The following is a 25,272-nucleotide window of genomic DNA, read 5'->3' on the forward strand; positions in this document are numbered from 1 at the left end:
GAGCGGGATATGCCCCGGCAAGCCGGGGCATAGAGTACGAATTGCGCAAGCGTAATTCGAATTCCGGCGCAAGCGCCGGAATGGAATTCCGTAAACGGAATTCCTAAAGGGAATACAATTCGCGCAAGCGCGAATTGTATGGCGACCGCGCAAGCGCGATCGCCATGGCTGGCTGCAAGGGAAGGTGCATCACGTGCGGGCCTGTGTAGGGTCTGGGAGTCCCAGCCACCACCCCTGCAACGAGAGTGACGGACCATCGGCCTGACGGGGTGCCGGCCCCACCGCAGTGACGGGCTCCGCTGCGCTCCACCCGAACCACTCCCCCACCCTCGAAACTCGAAACGCCGCCTCTCACGTTCACCAATACCCCGTCAGCATGACGTATGAACCATGCGGCGAGGCGAGACCCACCCAAGTATCAGCCTCCAGGACGAACCTGCCGCGTGAGTGATGCATCACTAGTCTTGGCTGTGTAGAGTCTGGGATCAGACACCACCACCCTGGCCCACCACTCGCCGCGCCGGACTTTCTTTCTGATTGCGCGCCACATTCCGCGAAAAGGAGAACACGGGAATGGCCGTGAAACTGCGTGACCACCAGACCGAGGCCGTTGCTGCCATTGTGCGCGGTCTCGATGTCCCGCCGGGCGGTATTCCTTGGAATGGCCTGCGTGGGCAGGTGAACGCCGCGTGCGGAACAGGGAAGACCATCATTGCGGCGGCGGCGGCAAAGCGGCTCGTACCCAAGGGCCGCATTCTCGTCCTGGTGCCAACGCTGGATCTTCTGACCCAGACCGTGCAGGCGTGGCGCGGGGCCGGGCATGCGGGGTCGGCGGTTGCGGTGTGCAGCCTCACCGATGACCCGGAGCTGTGGAGTCTCAAGGTGCGCTCCACGACGAATCCTGTGCAGCTGGCTCTGTGGCATGGCACGGGGCCGGTAACCATCTTCGGCACGTACGCCTCGCTGGGGGTCCTGGCGGAGGCTTTCGAGGGCGTCTACGGGCAGCGGCTGGCGCCGGTGGATCTGACGGTGGTGGATGAGGCGCACAGGACGTCGGGCTCGATGGGTAAGGCGTGGGCTGATGTCCACGACCAGACCGTGATCCCGTCGCACCGCCGGCTGTACCTGACGGCGACGCCGCGGATCTGGGAGGAGCGGTTGAACCGCGAGGTGGCGGAGGGGGTGCGTGACCCGTTGCCGCGTGAGATGGCGGCCTCCATGGACGACGAGAGGGTTTTCGGGCCGGTTCTCTACAAGCTGTCGCTCGCGTCGGCCGTGTCACGCGGGCTGCTTGCGCGGTACCAGATCATCGTCCTGGAACTGAAGGACCCGGTCGTCACACCAGAGCGGCTGATGGGCGAGGACCGGCACACCGAGAAGGTGCGCGGGGAACGCCTCGGGGCGCTCCAGGCCGCGCTGCTGCACACCATGGCGCAGCACAACCTCAGCACGTGCATCACGTTCCACCATCGGACGATGGAGGCGCAGGCGTACGCGGAGGGTCTCGAGCGGGTGGCGGCGAAGCTGCACGCCGACCAGCCTGAGAAGTATCCGGCGCGGATCTGGGCGGACTGGCTGTGTGGTGAGCATGTCCCGGAGCGCCGACGGGAGGTGCTGGGCGGGTTCGGGTCCACGGCGCAGCGGGCCGTGCTGTCGAACTGCCGTGTCCTGGGTGAGGGCGTCGACATCCGGGTCGTGGACAGCGTGGCCTTGTTGGACCCGAAGGGCGCGCCCCATGACATCGTGCAGGCGATCGGCCGCGCTTTGCGTCAGAAGCCGGGAGAGGGAAAGCTTGCGTCTTTGATCGTGCCGGTATTTCTCCAGCCCGATGAGAAGCCGGAGGATATGTTCACGTCGGGTTCGTATCGGCCTTTGGTGAAAGTTCTTGAGGGGTTGCGGGCTCACGATGAAGAGGCTGTGGAATTGTTGGCGATTCCGCAGGAGCCGCAGAAGGACGTGGCGCAGCCGTCCGGGTACATCGGTCCGCCGCCCGGGGAAGGCGAGGACGAGTCCCGTCTGTTGCTGCGTTTTGCGGTTCCGCGTGATCCGGTGATGGTCGCGGAGTGGGTGTCGTTCAATGTGATCGACACGGAGAAGCAGGACTGGGTGCGTGGCTGGGCGTCGCTGAAGAGGTTCACCGAGCGTGAGCATCATGCCCGGGTTTTGTACGGGTACAAGGAGGGCGCGTACCCGCTGGGGCAGTGGGTGGCGGAGCAGCGGCGGGCGTATGCGGCTGGGGAGATGAGCGGGCAGCGGGCCGGGCGGCTGGAGCGGCTCGGGATGGTGTGGTCGGTGGCGGATGAGCGGTTCCAGGAGAACCTTCAGGCGGCGAAGGCGTATTACGAGGAGCACTGGACGCTGTGCGCGCCCCGGTCCGTCACTGCGCTGGACCGGCCGGTGGGGCAGTGGCTCGCGAACCTCCGCCGCCCCGGTGCCTTGGAGGGCCGCCCTGAGTGGAAGACGGCGCTGGAGGCCGTGGACAAGGACTGGAACCCGATGTGGCCGGCGGACTGGCAGCGGCACTACGCGGTGGTGCGGGAGATGCTCGCGGAAGAGACCATCCTCGGGTACATCGAGCCGGGGGTCACCGTGCACGGGATGGACATCGGGAAGTGGCTGGCCCGGCAGAGGAAGCCGGAGGTGTGGGCCGCCCTGACCGACGGGCAGCGCGAGCGCCTGGAGGCCTTCGGCATCGTCCCGCACGCCCCGGAGCCGGAAGCACCCGCGTCCGCGGAACCGTCCACGACACCCGTGGGGGCCTTCGAGCGGGGCGTTGCCGCCCTGGCGCAGTACAAGACCCGTACGGGCTCCGTGACCGTCCCCAGAGGTCACGAAGAACGGATCGTGATCGGCGGCCAAGAACACACGGTGCGGCTGGGCGTATTTCTGTCCAACAGCAAGAGCAGGCGGGCCAAGCTCACCGCCGACAAACTCGCCGCGCTCGCCGCCCTCGGACTCCAGTGGGCGGCAGCCTGACGTCGCCATCGTCAAGACGGGCCGTGCCGGCAGCGGTCGGTACGACCCCCTCCGGGCATCGCGCTCCAGTACCGCCCTGCCCTCGTCGACGGCTGCATTGCTGCCACCGGCTTGAGTCTGGATGGCTGACCGTAACCGGGGACCAGTCCCGGATCATGCATCCCAGTCCGCGTAGTCCCCCATCTCTACGTCGTCGCAGAAGGTCTCCCATAACCCATCGGGCACGAGCGCGGTCTCGTCGATGCCGGAGAGGAGGTCGCGCAACTCTTCCGCCACCTCGTATGTCTCCTCGTCGCCCTCGGCGTAGAACGGGAAGCGTGCGATCACGGCCGCGACGCATCGGTTGAACGAGACGAGGTCCCTGTTCACGTGACTGACCGCCGCTGACTCGATCGCGGAAGTCTCCACAACGCGACCGCTGGCCACGTCAATGGCGAGATGTCCGAACAGGCCACTCATCGCGATACCTACCAGCCCCCGCTCACCAGCCCCCGCGAAGTACACCGGCTCGCTCAGCGGTCGGTACTCGTAACCGATCAGCCCGCCTGGGATGCCAGTCTTCCCGAGATCGACAGCAACCTGGATGGGCACCTCAGGCGGGGCCTCGATAGGAATCAAGACGAACTCGGGTTTCGGCAACTGCGGCAGGGGCTGGTTCACGGGAGGATCCTCTCCCAACGGACCGCTCGGCAACACCCACAGGCCCGCGAGACTCGCGACTCCTGCCAGGCGGCCAGCCCCGACATCACTCAATCAAGTTCAGTAGCCGGTAGCTGTGCACTAGGGACTGTCGGGGGCGCCGGCGAGGTCCCCGTTGGGTCCGGTGCGGCGCCCCAGGGAAGCAGTTCGACGGGCCTGTGCCGCCACTTTCGGCTGGGTCGACCACCTCACCCCCTGATGGGGTTACGAGCTCATCGCCTGCCGCACCGGGCGGCACTGCGGGCCCACGGGGCCGCGGCGGGCCCCGTGCCGCTCGGGCAGCGATCGCTGCCCTCCTTCCTGTCCGCTGAGGCATTCCTCCGGCCTGCTTGAAGCGGTGTCGTGGGGTGGAACCCACTGCCTCCACGGAAAGGCGCCCTCTCGATGGCCCGCGAAGCCGACCGGTCTCCAGATCCCGAGCAGCGACACCAGCAGACGGCGGCGCGAGTCCCTCTCCCCGCGTCCGAGGCCCCCCACATCCAACGCACCGCCGGGAACAGCGCGCTGGTTCAGCTCCTACACCAGGCGGGTCACCCCTGGGCCCAGGAGCAGCACCAGCACACGGCCGGCTGCGGCCACCAGCAGAACACGCGGGCCGAACAGCCCGCGGTACAGCGTTCCGCCGTCCACGATGTGCTGCGCAGCTCCGGACGTCCCCTCGATGACGCCACACGTACCGACATGGAGGCGCGGCTCGGCGCCGACTTCTCCGACGTCCGCGTCCACGACGACTCCGCTGCCCGGGCCTCCGCCTCTGAGGTCGGTGCCCGCGCCTACACCTCCGGCAACCACGTCGTCATCGGCGACGGTGGCGGAGACGGGCACACGCTCGCCCACGAGCTCACCCACGTCATCCAGCAACGCCAGGGCCCCGTCGCCGGCACCGACAACGGGGACGGCCTGAAGGTCTCCGACCCTTCCGACCGATTCGAACGCGAAGCCGAGGCCAACGCCACCCGCGTCATGAGCGGCCCGGCCCCGACCACGGTCTCCCGCGCCGCCGCCGAACGGGACCAGCAGGCCACTTCCACGTCCGACAGAGCTGTCCAGCGGATGACATACTTCGGACCCGGCGAGCCGGCCCTCGGCCACCCCGGTTTCACCGTCTTCCTGGACGCCACCCTCAACGGCGTGGGCATCGGGTCCTGGACGAGCGCGAACGACTTCGGCCAGGTGGCGCAAGATCACGCCGAGGACCAGATGATCGACGCGATCGACACGGCGATCGGATTCATGGCGATCAACCCCGCGATCGCCGCCGCCGGCGCCGGCACACCCATTCTGAATGCCCTCACCGGCCATCTGAACGCGCTGGAGCGGGCGGGTATCGACGTCCACCAGAATCAGATTGCGCACCACCTCCACATCAACCTGTCGGCAAGCCCCTGTTCGACCACGCTCGGGACCAGCACCAAAACCCATGCAGAAGGCTGCGCGGAGCGACTCACGCGGCTGGCCCAGGTTCGGTTCGGCCAGAATGCCAACCACCGCTTCCGCATCACCATTCGCGCCCACCACCTGTACCAGCCCCAGCATTTGCAGAACGCCGCACAGGTGTCGCAGCAGGTGAACCAGCAGCTAGGGGCCAACGGCATCACTGTCACGATCGGCTGATGAGGAGGGGCTGTCCGAGCCCTCGGGCAAGCAGCAGCGAAAGAGCCACGGTCCGACAGTCGCTCCCTCCCCGTGGCGCTGGGCGAGGTCATCGAGTTTCGCGGCGCCCGTGTGACGGCTGGCCGAGCAACAGGGTGTCCATGAAGTCCTGGTAGGTGGCGAGGTCCTCGGCCCACCCGGGGACGAGCAGGTACTGGACGGCGCTGATGGCGACCGCGGCCTCGCCGGCTGCTCCGGTCGGAGCAAGACCCCCAACGCGCACCCACTGGTCCCACATGACGTTACTCATCAGCTGCGGGACGATCTCCGGCTTCCCCAACGCCTTGGTCCACAGCATCGCCAGCGTGCCGGACGCCTTCGTGCACGCGCGGACCGCAGCGGACAGCAGCCGGTCGTCGGCCCGCCCGACGGCCCGCAGCAGCCCGGGCAGCCCCTCCGCCATCGGGGACTGCGCCATCAGGTCGACGCCGGCGAGCTCGGCCTCGCGGTGGGCGGCACGGATACGCCCGAACGTCTCCGCACCTTCCGGCCACGTGCTCTGCCACGACTCCATCAGACCGTCCAACCCCACGTCACCGGCGCCGCCGACCATCATCCGCGCGCCCGGCTCCGTCAGGGCCCAGTGAGCGGTTCCAGACCGAGGCTGTCATGCATGTTCGCGCCCGAGATGCCGAGCGAGAGCGGCAGTCCGTTCCGGTCGGTGAGCAAGTGGATTTTCGATCCGGGCTTGCCGCGGTCGGTCGGATTTCGCGGTTCTGGCTCACTTTTCCCCAGGCGCCCCATCGTGTGCGGCGTGTTCGGCCGGTGGAGCTTCATCCCAACTCCCCCCCAGATGCGTGGACTGCACGGCAGTGCGACGTTAGAAGTAGCGGACCGGCACTGCCTACCATCCGCCCTATGCGGGAGAGATGCTGGCATGGCAACGACACCTCACGCTGGCTCCAACACTGACATCTGCGCCAAGATGCGCCACGAAGCTGAGCTGAGTAAACAGGCACTAAAAGACAAGAGAACAAAGCTCTCCGAGCTCAAGCTCAAGCTCACGCATGAAACGGATCCGATAAAGGCTCAACAACTGAAGGAGGCGATTGAAAAATTGAAAACTGAAATAGAGGTCGACGAAGCCCAACTGGAGGTTCTGTTGGAAGACATTCTCTTCCATTGCAGTGGCCACTAGCACTCCAGCAGCGGTTCGCTATCTGGCCTGGTCAGCGGCATCGTCCAGAGTGTAGTTCGCTGATGGTGCGTCAGGGGCAGTCTTGCCGGACCGCCCTCCAACGAGTGGACCGAGAACTGACCGGGCTGTGATCCGGGCAGCCTCCCAACGTGATCGACGACCTTGCGGACGCGACCTGGGACCTGAACTCGACGACCTCTTCCTCCGGATCGGCCACCGCTTCCACCGCGCCGATCTGCGCTGGCGCATGCGCAACTACGTCCGCGCACTACTCGGCCGCAAGAACGGCTGTTGCCGAGTACGCCGGCCAACGCACCCCCGACGAACGGTCTGGAAGGCCGAGGGCCGGTGCGGTTCACCGGTTGGCGTCGCCCATCCATGTGGTGGTCCAGCACTGCTCGAAGCCGAGTTGGAGCCGGGCGCGCTCCTCGACAGCCTCATCTCGGCGGGATCTAACGGGCGGTCGCGTGACCGTTGTACACATCTGCGTTCGGCGCACACTGGAGATTGAGCCCGCGTCACAGGGTTGCCGATGCGCTCGCCTTCGTTGCAGAGCGGGCAGAAGCAAATAGCGGCGTAGAAGGGAGCCTGTCATGCCCGAAGAGGCTGATATTCGCGGTACCGTCAGCAAAGCAGGAGAGGAAACGGTTGAGGTCTACACGATGTCCCTCGACCTCGATGAAGCATCACGAGAGAAGCTGAAGGCGGACCCAAGCGGGGTCCTGAAGCGTTTTCTGGAATCTCAGGGGTACACGGTCAACGCCCTGACGCTGCCAGATTTGCAGGCCAACGAGGATGTGTGGCCCTCAGGGTGGCTCCACATTCCCAGCGGCCCAGAGAAGTCCCGCTGGCATCCGATTTACCTATAACAACGGCTAACGCAATGAGACGAGTTGTCGGTGAGCGGGCGCGGACCTGGTCGCGGTAGACGTCGTGGTCGTAGCCCCGGTCGGCGAACAGCGAGTCCGGCTTGTGGCGGGGCCGGCTGACACGGCCGCGGACAAGGCGGGTTCGGCTCGAGCAAGGGGATCAGCTAACGAGTTGGTGCGTGATAGCGGATGAGGCGTCGTGCCAGGCAGATGGCGTGATCCCGCTGTGGCGATCACGCACCAACTCGTTAGTGGCCACACTGAGCTTCTTCGATGTGGCCACCGATCGGGTGACGGTCCGTGAAGCGAAACGAGCGAGGCCCCCGGGCTGTTGATCGAGATGTCTGACGTCTCAATTACGTTGCTCGGGGGCCTCGTTGGTTGTCCATCCTGCCGCAATCGACCTGCCGCACGCACTCGTGGAGTGGGTCACCATGCTGATCGTCACCCGTGAGGGCGACCGGCGCTGCAAGCTCCGTCCGTCCCAGCGCGCAATGGTGGCACTGGTGTACCTGCGCGAGCACACCACTTTGGCGAAGATCGCCGCCGGGTTCGGGATCAGCGAGTCCACCGCCCATGCCTACATCAGCGCGGTCGTCGACCTGCTCGCCGCGCGTGCGCCGGGTCTGCTGAGGACGCTGCGCGAGCATGATCCCGACTTCGTCCTGCTCGACAGAACCCTCGCCGAGTGCGACCGGGTCGGCGACGGCCGGGCCGACTACTCCCACAAGCACCGGCGCCACGGCGTGAACGTGCAGGTCGTCACCGATCCCGGCGGCCGGCTGCTGTGGCTCTCGCCCGCCCTGCCGGGCCGCACTCACGACCTGACCGCCGCCCGCACCCACCGGATCATCCGCATCTGCGAGCGCCAGGGCGTTCCCATCGTGGCCGATCTCGCCTACCAGGGCGCCGGTCCGTGGCTGACCACGGGCATCAAACGCAGGCCCCTGCAGGAACTGACCCCCACTGAGAAGACCCGCAACCGTGCCCTGGCCGCCACACGGGCACCCGTCGAACGCGGCGTCGCCCGCCTGAAGTCCTGGCGGATCTTCCGCAGGTCCCGATGCAGTCCCAACCGCATGACGTCAATCGCCAAGGCCGTCCTCACACTGGAGCTGCAACGCTGAAGAAGCTCAGTAAGTGACTTCGCCCAGAACTTCGCCGCGAGGCGTTCATTCCCGTCGGGGTCGTTGGGGTCGTGCCGGCAAACGGCATCCAGCTGCCAACCCCACGCATCAGGCTCCGGCACGACTGGCCTCCTCACGCTCCTCGCCACGTCGGGGACCAACCTCGATCGTCGTACCGCGCTTGTCCTCGACAACCCGGCTGCCTACGGGCAGCTGCCTCGCGGCGTCCCGGTACATCTCTCGCCTGAAACGCTCGATCTGAACTTTCCCTCGCACTCGCACCCAAACACCGAGGAAGGGGATCAGGTTCCCTACCACCACCACGAAGGCAGCAACTACTACTTCCGACACGTCACACATCCGATCTACCGGTCCGAAAGGTCTGTCGGAGGGGAGTGCTCTGTCGTAAGCCGTCCCGTGACGTCGTGCGCCAAGATTCTTTGACCCATTTCGGCGGCGGCTTCTGGCTGGTGGCTCCGTCGAGACGAAGACGTAGCTCTTTACAAAGCCACTCCTGTGTAGCCCGCGGCCCAGGCACGATCCGCGTCCCGGCTCTGGTCGTCCCGCCCGGCGGCTCGGCGGCTTCGGAGGGCGGGACGGGGGTGCGCGCCATCCGGCAAGACGTCAACTTTCCTTCGTCAGATTCCGGTCGAGGACGCCGATGAGCCGTGCTCCCGCGCGGTCGGTCCCGCGGCGCCCTTGCTTCGCATCCGCCGAGGCCCTCTCCAGTCGCAGCCGTGCTGTACGTCCACGTAGTGTCAGCGTCATCAACTGGTTGCCGAACCACGGTCCGCCGGTGCGCTCCCACCGGACCGCCGGTCGCGCGATCCGTCCGTGGCGGGCGAGGAGATGCCCGATCCCCTTGGCGAACCGGCTCCAGCCGAAACGGAACCCGGCCCGCATGGCCGCGGGCACCGAGTTGTGCAGTGGTGAGCAGGTGAACTGGAAGACGCGGGAGTGCGGCGGCTGCCCGGTGGTCCAGACGGGCTCCGCCACGTACGCGTGGTGGACGTCCCCGGAAAGCACGCACACCGTCGCTGGGGCGGTGTCGGCCCTCCCTACCTCGGCGACCGTCTCCGTGAGTTTTTCGAACGACGAGGTGAACGCCGCCCAGTGCTCCAGGTCCGCCCGCCGACGCAGCCACTCGCCGAAGCGCGCCCAGCGCGGACCGCGTTCGCCCCGGCAGAGCGCCGCGTGCCAGCCCTCCGCGAAGTGGACCATCGGAGGCAGTAGCCACGGGAGTGAGGTCCCGACCAGCAGGTGGTCGACGCCGCCGAGCTCGTCGAGCGCCTGTGTCCGCAGCCAGGCCGCTTCATGGGCGTCCAGCATCGTCCTGTGCTGCTCCTCCAGTACTCGCGCGGCCCGGGTATCGACCATCAGCAGCCGGGTGCGACCGAAGTCCCTGCGGTAGCTCCAGCGCACCGACGCAGGTTCGGCGTCGGCGCGTTCGGCGAACGCGCGCAGTACCTCCGTGGCGTCGTCGGCCGCCAGGACCGCCGCGTACAGCTCGTCCTCGGCGAGCTCGGCGGGGGAGAGGTTCCCGAGGTGCTGGTAGACCCAGTACGACATCAGGCCGCCGGTGATCCGCTCGTGCCACCAGGGCGTCGCCCGCATGTCGGCCACCCAGGCGGCGCTGGTGTTCCAGTCGTCGATGACGTCGTGGTCGTCGAAGATCATGCAGCTGGGCACGGTCGAAAGCAGCCAGCGCAGTTCGGGGTCGCCCCAGGACTCGTCGTAGAGGTGGGTGTACTCCTCGTAGTCGGCGACTTGGTCCGGCGGGGCGGCGGAGCTGGTGCCGGCGGCCTGCCGATGCCGGGCGATCCAGGAGCGGGTGTCAGCGGACGTCTCGTCCGCGTACACCTGGTCGCCGAGGAGGAGGAGAACGTCCGGACGCTCGGCCTCCGGGTCGGCGGCGAGCCGGGCGGAAAGGGTGTCGAGGACGTCGGGGCCCACCGGATCGGACTCGCCCACGGCAGGCGCCGCCCACCGGCACGAGCCGAAGGCGACCACCGCGCCCGTCGCCGGGACCGGCGGCGTGTGGATGGTGCTGGGCGGCTGGGGCGAGTCCGCGAGGGGCCACACCCGCTCGCCGTCGAGCAGCACCTCGTACGTCGTGGAGGCCCCAGGGGCGAGTCCGGTCACGACCACCAGCGCGTAGTGGTGGTCGGCGACGCGGAACGTCGGAGCCGAACCCCCCGCGTCGCCCGGGCACCGTACCTCCGCCGTGCATGCCCGGTCGGTCTCGACCCACACCGTCGCGCTCGTGCCCGACTCCCAGTCGACGTGCCGCAGGAGCGGTCCCAGCCTCAAGCCGGCCATCACGAGCCCCCTTCCGGCGCTCCGCACATTACGGAACACGCACCGAGGATCTTCGCGACGAAGATCTTGACCATCTCCGGGAAGGCGTCCGCCTGCCCGAGCGCCTTGGCGTAGTGCTTGCACTGATAACAGTGCCACTCCCCCGCCGTCCCATGCTGGGAGAGGCAGGCTGCGACGTCCGCTCCCCGGTCGCCGGCCCCACCCATCCTCTGCACCCGGGCATAGGGGCGACCGGACCATGTACCGAACTGGTGGACCCACTCGACGGTGAAGTCCTCCCAGTCGTCCGCGTCATAGATCCACTGCAGATACACCCGAGGCGTGGGAAGAGGCGCGCTGTGGGTCGGTGGGGCAACCACGACGACCTCTGGCGACTTGGGCTCCGGAAAGCCCTCGAATACCGGCCGGGCTCCATCCCTACCCGGCTCAAGCCTCCCTGCCACAGCCCACCCCCGCCCCCTACTGCCACGCAAGATCACTCACGGTAGTGATATCACCCCGAATGGTCCCTCAGGAAGGCACCCAGGCAGGCTCACCCCGTGAAGTTGGGGTAGTCGATCACCCAGCGGCCGAGACCCGGGCCCTCGCCGAACCCGAGCACGTCATCGACAGTCACGTCCAGGCGCCTACGACCGCCCCTCACCCTCCGCGCGCCACTGGTCGGTGAAGTCCTCCAAGGCCCGACGCTGCTGTTCTTCGCGGACGATCTGCTGCTCGAGGACGTCGCGGTCGATGTACGGTCGACGGCGGCGAGGACCAGGCGCTGGAGTTCGTCCGGCTCCAGGGCTTCGACCTCCCACTGCACCGGGCGGCGGGGGTCGAAGCCGTAGCGGCGGGCGAAGGCCGGCCACCTCGGGTCGCCGCTCTTCCCCTCAGTCGCCAGGAGCCGTAGCACGCATCTACTCGTAGGTGAGCAGCACCCGAGTCACCGAGCTCCAGCAACCCGTGCGCTCCACCCAGTCCCGCTCGATGTCCTCGCCAGAGCAGTCGAAGTCGCCGACCACCGCAAGGTGGGCTTCGCGTTGCTCGTGGGCGACGCGGCGCCTCCGTTCTGGAGGACGTCGAAGGCCGCCACGTCGCGCACCGAGGGACGGCACGTCGCTGAGCTCGCCAGCGGTGCTGCCCACCGGCGCCCGATGGCCGTGGTGATCGCGGGCGAACCGGTCTCGGCCAGCGGCGTGCCGGTTGCCATGAAGCAATCAGTGGCGTTGGCGCATGGTCTGCGGATGCCACGGAAGCCGTGTCCTGGTGCCGTGACCGTCCGCCTTCGGTGTCGTTGCCCCGTAGACGCGGGGTTCGACACGGAGACCCTTCGTAGCCTCATGGAGGAGTTGTTCGGGTTCCCGGCCGACTCGCTCGCCCTCACGACGACTCTCGACGAACTGGGCTTGGACTCCCTTGCTCTGATGGAGTTGGGGACGGTCCTTGAGGAACGTACTGGTGTCGAAATGGTCAGTCGGCTGGTCGACGTCTCCCGGTCCGAGTCACTGGACCAGCTGGCCCGGATGGTCTCGGGGTTCATGGCGCGATGACCGCTGATGGTGATCAGGCGCCGCTCGTGGCCGACCGGGGCCGCATCTCGTCCGTCCCGGGCCTCTGGCTCCCTGGGGTGATCGATGGGTGAGCCGGTGGCCTGTCACCGGTCTCGATCTGCTTACTCCGGCGGGCTGTGACGTCGGCACGAACTGGGCGAATCTGTGCGTGGGACGCTCGCTGGCCGTGAGGAACCCGCAGTTTGCGGGCCTCGCGGTTGACATCTCGTGCGACGTACCGGGCTTTGATCCTGTCGTTCGATCGTGTCGGCCGGACCGGACAGGTCCCGCCCGGCTGCCGCCGGGTAGGCCGGGCGGTCAGTCGAGGTCGGTGGGCCCGGACGCGGCGCGGGGCCGGTTGCAGGCCCACTTCTTGAGGTCACCGGCGCGGTAGAGGAGTTCGGCGCCGCGCTTGTCGACCGGCTTGGGGAAGGTGGGGTCGTTGGCGCGGGCGTAGCGCAGGGCGGCGATGGTGATGTCCGGCAGGAGACGCTCGTGGGCCTCGCGGAGTCCCACCGCCTGGTCGTCGTCGGCCGGGGCCGGGTCGGGCGCGGTCGTGGTCGGCGCGGTGCTCCATGCGTCGGCGAGCCAGTCCGCGGGCGCGGCGGGCTGTGCATCGGACGAGGGCGGCTTCTGCAGGTGCACCAGGCCGGCCTGGGCGGGGAGGGGTGCCGGCTTCGGGCCGTCGGCGGCCTTCTTGCCGCTGGTGGCCCACTCGCGGGCTTCGGTCTCGGTGAAGAACAGCACCTGCGTCTCGTGGGCGTAGCCGCCGATGACGACCTGGGCGCGCCCGCGGTGCTTGGTGGACTTCGGCGCCGGGTGGACCTCCGGGGCGAGCATCCGCCAGGCGTTGACGCTGTAGCGGGCGAGGATGCGGGTGGAGAACTGCTCGCGGACCTCCGGGCCGCCGAGGGCGCGGGCGGTGGCGGACTGGGCGACCAGGAGGACGTGCATGCGCAGCTGGCGGCCCATGTAGAGGATCTCGTTGAGCGCGTCGATGGCCGGGGAGACCTTCGGGTCGCCGGACTCGCGGATCTTCTCCCAGTAGCGGGCCAGCTGCTTCATGGTGGCGTTGATCTCTTCGAGGAGGATCAAGATGCGCGGGCCGATGGCTTTCGGGTCGGCGTCGATGCCGAGTTCGTCGGCGATCCGGGTGCGCAGCCGGCCTATCTGTCCGAGCTCGATGAGCTGGTCGTGGATGTCGGCGATGTCGCGGCAGTAGGTGACGCCGTCGATGCCGTGGGCCCACGGGTGGGAGATGCGCTTGGTGTCGAGGACGTACACGAGCGAGCCGTGGTGGAGCATCTGGCAGGCGATGCAGCGCAGGGTCACCGACTTGCCACCGCCGGTGGAGGCGTTGACCAGGATGTGGGGGGATTCGGCGTCCAGGTCGACGGAGACGCCCCGGCCGCCTGCGCCGATTCCGATGACCGGTGCGGACTCGGGGGCCTTGGCCACCAGCTCCCGCATCTTGGAGTCGCTGAAGAGGGCCTTCGCCGGGGGCTTGCGAGTCTTCTTCACCCGCACGTACGGCTTGCGGCCCTCGGGATGCCAGTCGAACGTCACGCTCTCCAGGGCGAGCTTCTGCTAGATGAGGTCGGCGACGACGTCGCGGGGGAAGCCCAGGTGCGTGGGCAGGTCGATCCATATCTCCGCGTCGTCGTCGGAGAAGTTCTTCGGGATGTGGAGGTAACGGCGCGGGTCGGTCTGCTCGGCCAGCCCGAGCGGCCGGTGGAGCGCTTCGTGCAGCGGGAGCACCCACTCGCGCATCAGCTCCCGGCGCTCGCGGGTCAGCACCATGTACGCCGCGGTGCCCACGGTCAGGACGGAGGCCGCGCCAATCCCCCCCGGGCTCCAGCGCGGCAAGCGCCGTCTCCCGGTTGTTCCACAGCTCCTGGGCGGTCTGCGCGGTGGCGTCCAGGTCCTGGGTGGACAGGTAGCCGATCTCCCAGACGCCGGCGCCCAGAGCGATACGGAAGGACAGGCGGCGCCACCCGGGCTTGTAGGAGCGGCGCCGGACCTTGCCCTCCACGTGTCGGCGAGCAGGTCCTCGGGATAGGCGCCGTCCAGCATTTCCACCTTCGGCAGGACTCGGGTGCCTGAGTGCCAGAACGTGGCGTCGGTTCGCTTCACGCCGTCCAGGTCCCGGCCGGCCAGCACCCTGCCGATGCCGAACACGAGGGATTTGGCGTCCTTCTCCATCGAACTTCGTTTGTGCCATGGCCGTGCCCTTTCGATCTGCGTCCCGGCACCTCACACCCGGAAGCGGACACCGAACGTATGAGCGCGGACCTGTGGATAAGGGACGGCGATTTCTGGGCCGGGAGCGGCGATCTGTGGATATGACGACGCAGTGCAGTTGGCAAATCAGCACGCTGGTTGGCAAACGGCACTGACGTTGCTCTGCGGTTACTCTGCGGATTTGTGTCCTGTCGCACTGAAGCTGTCGGATTCTCACTGTGTCGCATGCGGCGCGTGTCGGTTCTCATCCGATCGAGGCATCCGCTCGGGCTGGAGTGCTGGCGTCGGCTCGTATCCGGTGGGCTACGCTGTGCGGCTATGAATACCGGGACGGCCTTGCGCCACACACGGATCGGTGACCCGGGGCTCTTCTGAGCGCCGTACGGGCTGGTTCGGGCCCGCTGTCCGATCGAGGCTCTTGCGCTGCTGCGCGGGCTCCGCCTCCGTCGTGTTGATCACAGGCTCTGCACATCAACCACGACAGGAGCATTCATGCGCACCAAGACGCTGCGGATTCCCACCACGGACGGCCAGGCCGACGCCTTCGCCGCCTTCCCCGACCACAACGAGCGGCACCCAGGGGTGCTGATGTACGCGGACGGCTTCGGCATCCGGCCCGTGTTGCGGGAGATGGCCCGCGAACTGGCCGGGCACGGCTACTACGTGCTCGTCCCCAACTCCTTCTACCGGCACGGCCCGGCACCGTTGGTCGAGCTTCCCGAGTACATCGGAGAAGAGGTCCGGCCCGCGGTCTTCGCCCAGCTGATGCCCCTGATCGAGGCGCACACCGCCGAACGTGTCCTGAGCGACGCCGACGCCTACCTCAGGTTCCTCACCACCCAGCCCGAGGTCAGCGCCGGACCGGTCGCGGTGACCGGCTACTGCATAGGCGGCCTCTACGCGATGCGCACCGCCGCGGCCCACCCCGACCATGTGGCGGCCGTCGCCGCGTTCCACGGCCCCGTGGGTGTCGATGGGACCAGCCTCTTCTCCAAGCTCACCGCCCAGGTCCACCTCGGCCACGCCGAAGGCGACATGACACCTGAGGCCCTCGGCGAGCTCAACCAGGCCCTGGATGCGGCAGGTGTCGGCTACACCTCCGAGATCTACCCCGGCACCATCCACGGCTTCACCATGTCCGACACCGACGCCTTTAGCGCCTCCGGGCTGAAGCGCCACTGGGATCGCCTGCTCCCCCTCCTGGACCGCACCCTGGCCAACAGCTGAGGCTCCAGCCCGGAAGCCAAGGCTGAAACGGCCGAGACCAGCAGGCGGGTGGCGGGCCACACCGATGTCTCCATGGCCGTGGCCCGCCGCTATCGCGATCGAGACTTCCGTAAAAGCCAGGTCGCTTGAGAACCCCGAGCCTCCGCGGTCGCAACCGACCTGGCATCCCGGTTCGTCAGCGGCCCACCATCTGACAGCCACAGTGCGACAGGACAATTTGCTGGCTCACGTCAGAGAGACCGCGCACGCCACTGCTGTGCGCTTTGTCGGCGCCCTGCCCTGCAGCAACGTCAGCGAGCACCTGCCCACGAGAGCCTCTGGTGGCCCCCTTGGGAGCCCGACCGTGTCGTCCGGGCGCCCCGGGCGCGGAAGCCGACCTTCGCGGCGTCATCGGTCGTGTCCTTGGACGGTCGACGTCGTTGCACGACTGGGCCGGGGCCCTTGCGGGGCACCACCGGTGTCCGGCCGTCGCTGGGGCGGTGCGGCTAAGGAGATCGTGACCGCATTCGGTCGGCGCGGCCTCGCGACAAGCTGACTCTGAAGAAGGCGGTGGGCGTGGAGGTCGGAGCGATGAGCGCGGTCGGTCCGGTGCTGGACGTGCGGGATGTGCGCAAGGGCTACCGGCAGCGTCCGGTCCTGCGCGGGGTGTCGCTGGATCTCCGTCCGGGGCAGCTGGTGGGCATCGTCGGCGAGAACGGGGCCGGCAAGAGCACGCTGCTGCGGATCCTGGCCGGGGACCTCGCCGCGGACAGTGGCATCGTGGAGCGGGTGGGCCGGCTGGGCTGTTGCCCGCAGGAGACCGTGCTCCACCAGGCGTTCACCGTCGAGCAGCACCTGCGGTTCTTCCAGGCCGCCTATGGCATCAGCCGTCTGACCCGGGCCTACGAGCTGCTGGAGGAGCTGAACTTCAGCGGCTACCGGCACGAGCGGGTGGAGACACTCAGCGGCGGCACCCGGCAGAAGCTCAACCTGGTCCTTGCCTTGATGCACGATCCGCAGGTATTGCTCCTGGACGAGCCGTATCAGGGCTTCGACTGGGAAACCTACCTACGGTTCTGGGACCTGGCAGCAGCTCTGCGGGACCGGGGCTGCGCGGTGCTGGTGGTCTCCCATCTCGCCTACGACGCCTCCCGCTTGGACATCCTGTACCGCTTGGACGGCGGAGTGCTGCGGGAGACCGAGCGGACCGGCACGGTCGGGGTGGCCTCGTGAAGCGCTGGCGGTCCTGCTTCGTGACGGCTATGCGGTTCGCGCTGGTCGAGCAGGCCCGTAACCGGCTGGCGCTACTCATCGTGCTCCTGTTCGTTCCGCTGTGGACCACGTTGGCCTACGCAGTCGTGGCGCAGACACCACTGCGGTTCTACATCCGTCCGGTCGGCCGTTTCCTGGTCATGGACGGGAATGTTCTGACGCAGGTCGTCGGGGCGCTGCAGGCTCTCGCTCTGGTCGTCGCTTTCATGATGTTCGTCGCTACGGCCCGCTCCGCCGTCTTCGACCGGCGTCTGGTGCAGGCCGGCTTTCCGCGTTCCTGTCTGGCCTTGGCGAAGTGCGCCTCGCTCGTCCTGATGGCGGCTGCGGTCGCCGTCTACGCCACCGCCTGGATGCGTCTGTTCTGGCGGCCGGTGCAACCGGTGGTGTTCGCCGCCGGGATGTTTACCGGGGCGCTGATCTACGGCAGCATCGGCATCGTGCTCGCGGCCGTGGTGCGCAGTGAGCTGGCCGGCATGTTCCTGGCCATCATGATCAGCTCCATCGATCTGCTGCTGCAGAACCCGCTGATCAACCCGGCGTCGGACAGTGCCCTGGTGCGGTACCTGCCGGCGCACGGCGCGGTGCAGACCGCGGTGACGGCCGCCGGCCTGCACGTGATGCCCTGGGGCTGCCTGCTGCTGGGCTTCGGGTGGGCGCTGGGCATGGCGGGACTCGGTATGGCTGCCTTCGCCGTGCGCACCCGCACCCACCGGTCGGCACGAGTATCCGTGCCAGGTGTGGTGGAGACACCTTCGGTGCCGTGACCTGGGCTGTTAGGGGTCGTTGGGCTGGGGGACGTATCCGCTTGACCAGGTGTCGCGAGGGCAGGGGGCTGGAGTGTCCGAGCAGGAGACCGCGGTGGTGACCGAGCGGGCAGCGGACCAGGCCCTTCCTGCCCACTGCAGGGAAGCATCCGGTGTGCCGGCCCGGGGCGACGCGCGTTTTGCGTGGCTCATCAGCGACGGGTTCGAGCCGAGAAACTGGATGCTGGCCCTGGCACCGCTGCTCGGATGGCACGCCGACGGCACCAAGGGATTTGGGTGGGGCCTGCTCGCGGCCGTGTTCACGAGCGTGCTGCCCTCGGTGATCCTCCGCCTGGGCGAACGCCGCAGCTACTGGAGCGACCGGCACGTACGGCAACGCCAGGAACGTCTGGTGGCCGGCCCCGTCGTCCTGGCGTCGGTCGTCAGCGGTACAGGGCTGCTGTACGGGCTGGAGGCCACCCGTGACGTCCGTGCGCTGGTGGCCGCGATGCTGGCCGTACTGCTCGTACTGATGGCGATCACCTTCTTCTGGAAGGTGTCGGTGCATTGCGCCGTCGCAGCCGGTGCCCTCGCTGTCCTCGCCTCTCTCTACGGGCCCATGGTGGGCCTGGCAGCTCCGCTGGTGGCGTTGATCGGCTGGTCACGGGTCCGGTTGCGGTGCCACACCACCGCCCAGGTGGCCGTCGGGGCGTGCGTGGGTGCGATCGTCGGCGCCGCGGCTTTTGATCTCCTGCGATGACAGAAATGACGGACTTGCGAACATTCCTCGCGCCCAGCGCTGCCGATCTCTTCCTGCGCGACGTCGAACTACGCGCCGAGGACGCGGATGCCGCCTCGACCATCGGGATGGTGCTGCATGTGACCGGCGCCGTTCCCGAGCTGCCTGACCTTCAGGAGTACGTGGCCGGGCGTCTGTCCCGCCTTCCCTGCATGGCGCACATCCTGCACGGCGACGGCCGGCAGGCGCAGTGGGTGCACGCCGATCCCGACCCGGCGCATCACGTCAGCGCGCGTCGCGTGGCCAGCGGCCCGGATGCCATCGAGACCACGGTACGAGACCTGGTGCGCGACCCCTGGCCCAAGGCCGTCCCGGCCTGGCGCCTGGTCCTGCTGCACGGGCATGTCCCCGACGGGTTCGCGCTGCTGTACCTGGCCCATCACGCCGTCCAGGACGGCGTCACCGGCGTCGCGGTCGTGGAGGCCCTCTTCGGCCCGGACGCGCCCACCGAGCAGCTTGCGACGGTGCTACGGACCCTGCCCGCCGAGCCGCGGCCCCGGATGCGGCAGGTACTGCGCAGCGCCGCGGTCCTGCTGCGGCATGCCAGGAAACACCATGTGTGGTCCTCGCCCTCGCAGCCGCTTTCCAGCCGCCGTCACACTTCGTGGGTCCAGGTGCCTGTGGTGTGCCTCAAGGCGGTGGCCCGTGCAAGTGGCGCCAGCATCAACGACGTCTATCTCGCCGCCCTGGGCCACGCGTTGGCGCAGTGGGCGAGCACCTCCTGGCCGCGCGCCGCCCAGGCCCCCCTTCCGGTCATGGTTCCCGTCAGCCTGCGCACGGCCGGCGAGTGGGCGGTCCCCGGCAATCGTCTCTTCCTGACCCGCGTCGACCTTCCGGGCGGCCTTCCTCCCCTCGCGCAGCGGCTCGCCCGCACCAGCGCTGTCACCGCGGCTCTCAAGCTGCCCGGACACCGAGCCGTACTACGCGCGGCCCTCACCCGCCTGCCCGCCGGGCTTCTTCGGCGCCTCGTGGCCATGAGTACTGCCCCGGGCCGGCTCACCCTCGCCGCTTCCTGCCTGGTGATGCGCAAGCGACTTCGCTACGGCGACGCTGTGGTGAACCGCATCGATCCCGTCATGTGCTGCCCGCCGGGCGCGCCCCTGGCGGTTGTCATGCTCGTCTACGCCGGCGAGGCGAGCGTGTGCTTCCGCATCGACGAAGCCCTTCCCGGCGCCGAGAGTCTCCCCGCACGGTGGCGCCAAGCCCTGGAAGACCTGTCGACAGCCGTTGAACGGCCGCCGACCGGCCCCGGAGCCGCCGCGACTGCGGCAGCCGCCCCAGGGCCGGGGCCGTCTACGGAGTGATCACAGCGCCCGTTCGACGCTCCACAGCGGCAGGCGCTCGAAGAGGGTGACGGCCTCCTCACGCCAACGCGGGCGCCAGCCGGCGGCCTCGGCCGAGGCCAGTTCCGCATACCGCCGCATGTCCGCCCGCACCTTCTGCTCGACCCCGCACCTCGTGGCGATCTCCCGGACGTCAGACACCGTCTCCGGCGTGCAGGACGAGTCACCGAGGGCGGCTTCCACCACCGCCCGCTCGGTGCCGCTCACGACTGCCAGCAGAGCAGCGATGGTGTAGCTGCGCTTGCCGTCGCGCAGGTCACGGCCGGTGGACTTGCCCATGGTCTGCGCGTCGCCGAACAGGTCGAGGTAGTCGTCCCGCATCGTCTCGTAGATGCCGACCAGCCGCGCGTAGCGGCGCAGTTCCGCATCGAAGCGGGCCGGCTCCTCACCCGCGGCCAGCAGACCGAGCTGCAGAGGGGCGAGAATCGAGTAGTGGGCGGTCTTGTAGTCGGACACGGCATGCAGGAGTTCCTCGGACGGGATGTCAGTGAAGTCCCGCTCGATATCCGTGATCTGGCCCACGATCATGGCGGAGGCCGCCGCGGTCTGCACCCCGACCATGGCATGGCGGACCGGGACAGCGACCGGGGAGTCGAGGAGCACCCGCAGGGACAGGACCAGCGCGAGGTCGCCGGCGAGGACGGCGAGCCCGAGCGCGTCCTGCGGACGGTCGGGAAACTTCTCCCGGTAGGCGTAGTAGGTGGAAGGGCCGCCCCGGCGGACGGGACCGTCGTCGATGATGTCGTCGTGAACCAGCCCGTACGTCTGCAGCAGTTCGATGCTCAGCGCGGCCTCCTCAAGGCCGGGCACGGGATCCGGCGTCACCAGCCGGGCCGCCTCGTAGATGAACGCCACCCGCAGGCGCTTGCCGCCCCGCACCGACAAATCCCGCAGCAGGTCGAGGCACTCAGGAGTGAAACGGCTGGACGACGGGGCATCGAAGGTGTCTGCCAGGTCGCGGAAGTACTGCTCGAACCGTGTGTTGAAGATGCGTTCGTAAGCGGCGAAGCGCTCTTTGACCTGGTCGGCGGGAAGAGCGGTATCGGTCACGAGGAAGGTCCCATTCGTAGTACCGGGCGCTCACGCGACCGCGGCGCCAGGAGTCGGACAGTGCGGTGTCCGGCCAGGTGTGCCGGAAGCTGCTGGTGTGTCAGGAGGTGTACTGGGTGGCGGTGACGGCCAGTCCGCGCAGCGCCCGGGACGCGGCCGGCGGCAGCGCGGCCTCGTCCAGCACCCGCAGGACCTGGTCATGGCGGGAAACGATCATGTGCTCGGTACGCTGCCGCGCGCCGGTCTCCTCCAGGATGGCCCGCACTTCGGCCGCCCCCTGTGCGTCGAGATCGGCCCGGCCGACCAGGTCGCGCAGACGGCGCCGCTGCGCCGGGATGGCCGCACGCAGACCCAGAGCAAGGAGAACGGTGCGCTTGCCCTCCCGCAGGTCCCCCAGGCCGGGCGCGCACGCACCGTCCGCGCTGCCGAAGACGTCCAGCAGGTCGTCCCTGATCTGGAACGCCTCCCCCAGGGGCAGCCCCAGTGCTGTGCACACGCCCAGCGTGGTGTCGTCGGCGCCGGCGACGGCGGCTCCCAGCTGCAAGGGACGCTCGACCGTCGCGGTGGCGGTCTTGTAGCGGACGATCTGCAAAGCCGCGTCGACGTCGTCATCGGGGCCGGTGCCCATCACGTCCAGGTACTGGCCGTACATCACCTCCTCCAGCATCGCGTCGTACAAGGCATGCACCGCCCGGCGCCGCTGGACGGACAGTTCGGCGGTGTGCAGCAACTCCTGTGCCCAGATCAGGGCGAGATTGCCCACCAGGAGGGCGCCGCCGGCACCGAGCCTCTCCGCCCGCGGGGACGGACCAAGGCGCGTACGCAGGGCACGGTGGACCGCAGGGCGGCCCCGGCGTGTGTCCGAGTCATCCATGATGTCGTCGTGGATGAGCGCGAACGCCACGAACAGCTCCAGCGACGCCGCCACTCTCAGCACGGCCGCCCTGTCCTCGCTCCCGCCCGCGGCATGCCAACCCACCACGCACAACAGGGCCCGGATGCGCTTGCCGCCAGCAGCCAAGAAGTCCCGCAAAATGCCCGCGACCTCCAGCGGATGACTCCTGCCAGCAGCCACGCGCACCTTGTCCTCGAGGAAGTCCTCCAGCACCGCGTCGACCTGCTCCCGCACAGCACTCAGATCGATCTCCCGAACGTCAATCACACCCGAGGTCACCGGCCGGCCCTCCCGGCAAGACTCACGGGCGAACAGCCGTGAGTCGCGGGCGACGGAAATCGACGGCCGCGGCGGGCCGAGAGGGGCCGGCTGTCTTCGGATCCAGTCCGTCCATCTGGCCGGACCACCCACTTGATCTTCATGCCTGATCAACGACCACGACAGCCCCAGAACACGCCCTGACTGAAGCAGTGGCCACGAGGCGTATCGCGTGTACGGTCACGGACCGTTCTCGACATCGCGCACCCCTACGAGATCCCACTCGTCCTGATCACCGCACGTGACGACAGCTTGCCAACTATTCTGCGTCACTGGCTTTGTAGGGGATTCTCTCGGGAACGTCCGTTGCTTAGTGGTAGGAACGTGCTGTTCCTCGGGGGAGTGATGTCGCTGAGTTTCGGGAACACCTCGGTGCTTGCTCCGGGACCACGGTTGTGCTCTGCACGGCGGGAGAGCGCCCATGCTGCCGATTCTGAACGCCGCGGTCTGCCGTGCCTCGCCACCGGCATGTCTCTGCCGTTGCTCATGCCGAAGTACGGCATCGACTCCGAGTCCTCACGGAGGGCCCCGATATCGGCGGTACCCGAAGCTGCGGGATGCGCTCTACGATCGCGATCATGTCGATCACATCGCCCATACCCGTCCTGCAGGGAAGCAAGAACACTGTTCTGCGTTCCGACGGCAGGGCACTGCTCCTGAGCCGCCCGCACGAGGAGCTGCGCATTCCTCTGATGGCGATCGAACGGGTACGCGCCGAGGGCCGGTCCGTAGCCGTCGAGCTGACTGCCGCGGCCGGGGCGACGCCGGCCGTCCGCCGGGTCGGCGGTGTGAGCGAGGCAGCCGCCAGAGCTTTCGCGGATGCCGTGAACCGTGCGCTGCCCGAGCGTGCCGAAGAGGACGTGGCGGTCGACGGCTCCGGGCTGGTCATCACGCACGTCCTGACCGAATCCCCGGCGGAGAGGAGACAGAGCCTCTTCAAGCGGGGAGCGCTCGCCGCTGCCTTGGTGATCGTCGCCCTGGCCCTGACCTTCGGGATCCGCGAAGGCGGGATTGACGGCTTCATGCTGGCAGTCACCACCCTGTTCGGCGGCACGATGGCCTCGGTGACCACCGCGGGCGGCGCTGCGGGGCTGTGGTCGGCGTGCAGGGGGTGGCACCTGACCCGGCACGGCATCACCGTTGAGGCGGAGAGGACCGCCGGTACACCTGGCAAGCTCCGCGCCTCGGGTACGTACGTCTACACGGACGCTGTGGGCGTGAGCCGCACTGTGTCCGGCAGCGCCGGCGCCTGGACCATTCACGTCGCCTACGACCCGCAGAACCCGGGGAACGTGGTCGTTCGCCGCTCAGGGCTTCGTACTGTCGGGTACGTCGTCCTCTCCCTGGGCTGCTTGTGCTTGGGCCTTGGCTTCACCTTCGCCTTGATCATGGTGCTCGTCACTGCGTGAATTCGCCCGAGCGGGTTCGGTCGAACTGCCACAGGTGCCCTTTGTCCATGAGGGGCGATCATCCCGGATGGGCAAAGCCCGGAGCCCCGACGCATCCAGACGACGGATCGTGAGACACGGCGTCCTGCCGTTCCTACTTCTCGCCAACATTTACAGGCCAACACCCGCCTGGTCGTTCCTCAAATCCGCAACCAATCGTTCCTGCTTATGCCCTATGCAGCCATGGGGTGGGACCATCCCTGCACGCGAGGACCACACTGTCTGCCGGGGCCGGAAGCCAGGGGGGCCGCCGGGACCGTCCCTGCACGCGAGGACCGCACCCGTACCGACCTGGTCCTTCTCGCCAGAAGGTGAGCTCCCGACGCCACTTTCGAGTTTTCGGCAAAGGTCGCATTCCGCGTGTTCCGCCATGGGCGTGTTAAGGACGGGCGACTCGGTTGCCCGGCCGCTCTGGGCAACCAGCTGACTGGTCGCAGGCTGTTTCCAGCCTTGTCCTGCACCGCTTCCTTCCATCTCCGCACCAGGGCGGCGAGGGGTTGCCTGCCCTTGCCTTGCGGCTGGTGCAGTCCACGGGCGCTCTACTCCCCTATCCAGGGGACGAGTTCCCCTCTTGCAGGAGGCGAACCAGCGACACCGTACGAGAGGAACGAAGGAAAAGTTCGCATTGGTGGACTTATTAACCCTTATGCCGTATTTGTCAGTGGTGAGTGCGAAGGTGCGCGCATGGACGAGAACACCACCACCGTCGTGGTCAAAGAGACGCTGGATCCCACTCCCGCGCAGGTAGCGATCCTCCAGCGCTACGCTGACGCCTCGCGCTGCAGCTTCAACTACGCCCTCGGCCTCAAGCACGGTGCGCAGCAGCTCTGGGCTTATGGACGCGACCGGCTCATCGCCCAGGGGCAGGCGCCCGCCGAAGCCGCCAGGAGCGCGCCAAAGGTCGACATGCCCTCTCAGTTCACCATTCAGAAGATCTTCCTGGCTCAGCGCGACCAGCCCCTGCCCGGCCCTCTGCTGCCGGGCCAGGAGCCGCGGCTCCTGTATCCATGGTGGAAGGGCGTGAACGCGATTGTGTGCCAGCAGGCGTTCCGGGACGCGGACGCCGCCTTCAACAACTGGAGGAGCGCCGGCCACCGCAAGGGAGTCCCCGCCCGTTACCCCCGGTTCAAGCGGCGTGGCCAGTGTCGGGATTCGTTTCGGATGTTCGCCGTGCGGCTGGTCGAGCAGGATCTGCGACACGTGAAGATTCGGCGGGGGTGGCGGTCAGCCTGCCTTCACGGTGCGGTTGCACCGTCCCGCCGCAGATGTGGGCAATGACCTTCGGGCCTTTGGCCTGGGGGTTGGTCGCATCCCCCGCGATGATCTTCAAAGTCTCCACGGGTCATCCTGGCCTCGCGCGCGACGGGAAGTCCAGGGAGTTACGACCTCCCCGAGATGGAACGTGGATCAGCGAGCGGCGCCATGCGGCTTCGGATCCAAGGAGGAGGAGGGAGGTGACGTGGAGCGTCGGTTACCGGCGACAACGCCGGAGGCGGAGCCGCATGGCATCGGGAACCCGCGCACTATCGCGGGGGAGGTCGATAGATCACGAGTTGCTCTTCGTGTTCACTCTGTCGTCGCGGCCCGTCATCTTCGCCACCTATGCCTCGCTGGTCGGCCGGGACGACCCGCAGGACCCGACGG

At 68.1% G+C, this 25,272-nt stretch carries 22 protein-coding genes and 1 pseudogene; 13 read left to right on the forward strand and 10 right to left on the reverse strand.

Features of this window, described 5'->3' with window-relative positions:
- The first annotated feature begins 573 nt into the window (after positions 1 to 573).
- The gene (locus ACFWWU_RS28710; RefSeq protein WP_384149239.1) at positions 574 to 2,976 is read left to right on the forward strand and encodes a Helicase associated domain protein; all 2,403 of its coding nucleotides are present in this window, start codon (positions 574 to 576) and stop codon (positions 2,974 to 2,976) included.
- Between the two features lie 153 nt (positions 2,977 to 3,129).
- On the opposite strand, the gene ACFWWU_RS28715 is transcribed toward ACFWWU_RS28710, so the two are convergent.
- Entirely contained in the window at positions 3,130 to 3,636 is a 507-nt protein-coding gene (locus ACFWWU_RS28715) for an SUKH-4 family immunity protein (protein ID WP_384149241.1), read from the reverse strand.
- 423 nt (positions 3,637 to 4,059) lie between these two features.
- Here ACFWWU_RS28715 and ACFWWU_RS28720 point away from each other — a divergent pair, with 423 nt between their 5' ends.
- Positions 4,060 to 5,289: a DUF4157 domain-containing protein gene (locus ACFWWU_RS28720; protein ID WP_384149243.1), complete on the forward strand. Its 1,230-nt coding sequence runs from the start codon at positions 4,060 to 4,062 to the stop codon at positions 5,287 to 5,289.
- 88 nt (positions 5,290 to 5,377) lie between these two features.
- Here ACFWWU_RS28720 and ACFWWU_RS28725 read toward each other — a convergent pair whose 3' ends face one another.
- Both ACFWWU_RS28725 and ACFWWU_RS28730 read right to left on the reverse strand, forming a co-directional pair.
- On the reverse strand, positions 5,378 to 5,884 hold the full coding sequence (locus tag ACFWWU_RS28725) for a hypothetical protein (RefSeq protein ID WP_384149245.1): 507 nt from the start codon (positions 5,882 to 5,884) through the stop codon (positions 5,378 to 5,380).
- 29 nt (positions 5,885 to 5,913) lie between these two features.
- Positions 5,914 to 6,036 (reverse strand): annotated as a pseudogene (locus ACFWWU_RS28730) (IS5/IS1182 family transposase); the annotation flags it as partial.
- A gap of 169 nt (positions 6,037 to 6,205) precedes the next feature.
- Here ACFWWU_RS28730 and ACFWWU_RS28735 point away from each other — a divergent pair.
- From ACFWWU_RS28735 to ACFWWU_RS28745, 3 genes are all read left to right on the forward strand, one after another.
- The gene (locus tag ACFWWU_RS28735; protein ID WP_384149247.1) at positions 6,206 to 6,466 is read left to right on the forward strand and encodes a hypothetical protein; all 261 of its coding nucleotides are present in this window, start codon (positions 6,206 to 6,208) and stop codon (positions 6,464 to 6,466) included.
- Positions 6,467 to 7,059: 593 nt separating this feature from the next.
- Positions 7,060 to 7,335, forward strand: coding sequence for a hypothetical protein (locus ACFWWU_RS28740; protein ID WP_384149249.1), 276 nt, complete (start codon positions 7,060 to 7,062; stop codon positions 7,333 to 7,335).
- A gap of 377 nt (positions 7,336 to 7,712) precedes the next feature.
- A complete protein-coding gene (locus ACFWWU_RS28745; protein WP_384149251.1) occupies positions 7,713 to 8,462 on the forward strand; it encodes a transposase family protein in 750 nt (249 codons plus the stop codon).
- Positions 8,463 to 9,086: 624 nt separating this feature from the next.
- Here ACFWWU_RS28745 and ACFWWU_RS28750 read toward each other — a convergent pair.
- From ACFWWU_RS28750 to ACFWWU_RS28760, 3 genes are all read right to left on the reverse strand, one after another.
- On the reverse strand, positions 9,087 to 10,781 hold the full coding sequence (locus ACFWWU_RS28750; RefSeq protein WP_384149253.1) for an alkaline phosphatase D family protein: 1,695 nt from the start codon (positions 10,779 to 10,781) through the stop codon (positions 9,087 to 9,089).
- The gene (locus tag ACFWWU_RS28755; protein WP_384149255.1) at positions 10,781 to 11,224 is read right to left on the reverse strand and encodes a hypothetical protein; all 444 of its coding nucleotides are present in this window, start codon (positions 11,222 to 11,224) and stop codon (positions 10,781 to 10,783) included. The genes ACFWWU_RS28750 and ACFWWU_RS28755 overlap by 1 nt, the downstream gene beginning before the upstream one ends.
- Before the next feature lie 89 nt (positions 11,225 to 11,313).
- A complete protein-coding gene (locus ACFWWU_RS28760) occupies positions 11,314 to 11,676 on the reverse strand; it encodes a hypothetical protein (RefSeq protein WP_384149257.1) in 363 nt (120 codons plus the stop codon).
- Positions 11,677 to 11,791: 115 nt separating this feature from the next.
- Between ACFWWU_RS28760 and ACFWWU_RS28765 the strand changes: the two genes are divergently transcribed.
- Positions 11,792 to 12,313, forward strand: a complete 522-nt coding sequence (locus tag ACFWWU_RS28765; RefSeq protein ID WP_384149259.1) for an acyl carrier protein — start codon at positions 11,792 to 11,794, stop codon at positions 12,311 to 12,313.
- Between the two features lie 318 nt (positions 12,314 to 12,631).
- Here ACFWWU_RS28765 and ACFWWU_RS28770 read toward each other — a convergent pair whose 3' ends face one another.
- Together ACFWWU_RS28770 and ACFWWU_RS28775 are read right to left on the reverse strand one after the other, a co-directional pair.
- Complete coding sequence (locus ACFWWU_RS28770; protein ID WP_384149261.1) at positions 12,632 to 13,879, reverse strand: hypothetical protein; 1,248 nt, start codon at positions 13,877 to 13,879, stop codon at positions 12,632 to 12,634.
- 21 nt (positions 13,880 to 13,900) lie between these two features.
- Positions 13,901 to 14,131: a hypothetical protein gene (locus ACFWWU_RS28775; RefSeq protein WP_384149263.1), complete on the reverse strand. Its 231-nt coding sequence runs from the start codon at positions 14,129 to 14,131 to the stop codon at positions 13,901 to 13,903.
- A 915-nt stretch (positions 14,132 to 15,046) separates the two neighbouring features.
- Between ACFWWU_RS28775 and ACFWWU_RS28780 the strand changes: the two genes are divergently transcribed.
- The 5 genes from ACFWWU_RS28780 (at position 15,047) to ACFWWU_RS28800 (ending at position 19,878) form a co-directional block, all read left to right on the forward strand.
- Complete coding sequence (locus tag ACFWWU_RS28780) at positions 15,047 to 15,781, forward strand: dienelactone hydrolase family protein (RefSeq protein WP_384149265.1); 735 nt, start codon at positions 15,047 to 15,049, stop codon at positions 15,779 to 15,781.
- A 570-nt stretch (positions 15,782 to 16,351) separates the two neighbouring features.
- Entirely contained in the window at positions 16,352 to 16,993 is a 642-nt protein-coding gene (locus tag ACFWWU_RS28785) for an ABC transporter ATP-binding protein (protein ID WP_384149267.1), read from the forward strand.
- Positions 16,990 to 17,796, forward strand: a complete 807-nt coding sequence (locus tag ACFWWU_RS28790; RefSeq protein WP_384149269.1) for an ABC transporter permease — start codon at positions 16,990 to 16,992, stop codon at positions 17,794 to 17,796. The genes ACFWWU_RS28785 and ACFWWU_RS28790 overlap by 4 nt, the downstream gene beginning before the upstream one ends.
- A gap of 73 nt (positions 17,797 to 17,869) precedes the next feature.
- Positions 17,870 to 18,535 carry a hypothetical protein gene (locus ACFWWU_RS28795; RefSeq protein ID WP_384149271.1) on the forward strand — a complete coding sequence of 222 codons (666 nt, stop codon included), beginning with the start codon at positions 17,870 to 17,872 and terminating at the stop codon, positions 18,533 to 18,535.
- Positions 18,532 to 19,878, forward strand: a complete 1,347-nt coding sequence (locus tag ACFWWU_RS28800) for a wax ester/triacylglycerol synthase domain-containing protein (protein ID WP_384149273.1) — start codon at positions 18,532 to 18,534, stop codon at positions 19,876 to 19,878. Before ACFWWU_RS28795 ends, ACFWWU_RS28800 begins: the two co-directional genes overlap by 4 nt.
- On the opposite strand, the gene ACFWWU_RS28805 is transcribed toward ACFWWU_RS28800, so the two are convergent.
- A complete protein-coding gene (locus ACFWWU_RS28805; protein ID WP_384149275.1) occupies positions 19,879 to 20,967 on the reverse strand; it encodes a polyprenyl synthetase family protein in 1,089 nt (362 codons plus the stop codon).
- A gap of 100 nt (positions 20,968 to 21,067) precedes the next feature.
- Positions 21,068 to 22,141 (reverse strand): polyprenyl synthetase family protein, encoded by a 1,074-nt coding sequence (locus ACFWWU_RS28810; RefSeq protein ID WP_384149277.1) that lies wholly within the window; start codon positions 22,139 to 22,141, stop codon positions 21,068 to 21,070.
- 617 nt (positions 22,142 to 22,758) lie between these two features.
- Here ACFWWU_RS28810 and ACFWWU_RS28815 point away from each other — a divergent pair.
- Positions 22,759 to 23,589, forward strand: coding sequence for a hypothetical protein (locus ACFWWU_RS28815; protein WP_384149279.1), 831 nt, complete (start codon positions 22,759 to 22,761; stop codon positions 23,587 to 23,589).
- Positions 23,590 to 24,312: 723 nt separating this feature from the next.
- Positions 24,313 to 24,906: a hypothetical protein gene (locus ACFWWU_RS28820; RefSeq protein ID WP_384149281.1), complete on the forward strand. Its 594-nt coding sequence runs from the start codon at positions 24,313 to 24,315 to the stop codon at positions 24,904 to 24,906.
- The last annotated feature ends 366 nt before the right edge of the window (positions 24,907 to 25,272 follow it).

Origin of the sequence: Streptomyces sp. NPDC058650 (genome assembly GCF_042717315.1) — a bacterium.
In the GTDB taxonomy this organism is placed as follows: Bacteria; Actinomycetota; Actinomycetes; order Streptomycetales; family Streptomycetaceae; genus Streptomyces.